The sequence below is a fragment of the bacterium genome, from assembly GCA_023150945.1.
Lineage (GTDB): Bacteria > Zhuqueibacterota > Zhuqueibacteria > Zhuqueibacterales > Zhuqueibacteraceae > Coneutiohabitans.
This window is the reverse complement of the sequence record JAKLJX010000113.1, coordinates 1-511: the sequence shown is the minus strand read 5'-3', so window position 1 is coordinate 511 and position 511 is coordinate 1. Positions and strand designations below refer to the sequence as shown.

1 protein-coding gene is annotated in these 511 nt (G+C 60.7%); it reads left to right on the top strand.

The annotated features are described in order from the left end of the window. Positions 1-511 (top strand): pyruvate, phosphate dikinase (locus tag L6R21_28310; protein ID MCK6563106.1); only part of this gene is annotated, 511 nt, incomplete at both ends.

Genomic DNA, 511 nt, shown 5'->3' with positions numbered 1-511 from the left:
GAGTTCTTGCCGAAGCGCGAAGACCTGATGGTGGAGATCGCCCAACTGGAACTGACCGGCGGCGCCGCGTCGGTGCTCGAAGAGAAGAAACGGCTGCTGGCGCGGGTGGAGGAGTTGCACGAGTTCAATCCCATGCTGGGCCTACGCGGTTGCCGTCTCGGCATCACCATGCCGGAAATCACGCGCATGCAGGCGCGGGCGATCATGGAGGCAGCCTGCGAGTTGGCAAAGGAAGGCGCGAAGATCGTGCCTGAAATCATGATTCCGCTGGTGGGGATGGTGTCGGAAATGAAGGCGCAGAAGGATTTGGTGCGCGAAGTCGCAACCGAGACCATGAAGCGCTGCAACGTGAAGCTCTCCTATCTGGTCGGCACCATGATCGAACTGCCGCGCGCGGCGGTGACTGCCGATCGGATTGCGGAAGAGGCGGAGTTCTTCTCGTTCGGCACGAACGACCTCACGCAAACGACGTTCGGATTTTCCCGCGACGATGCGGCGAAATTCATCGATC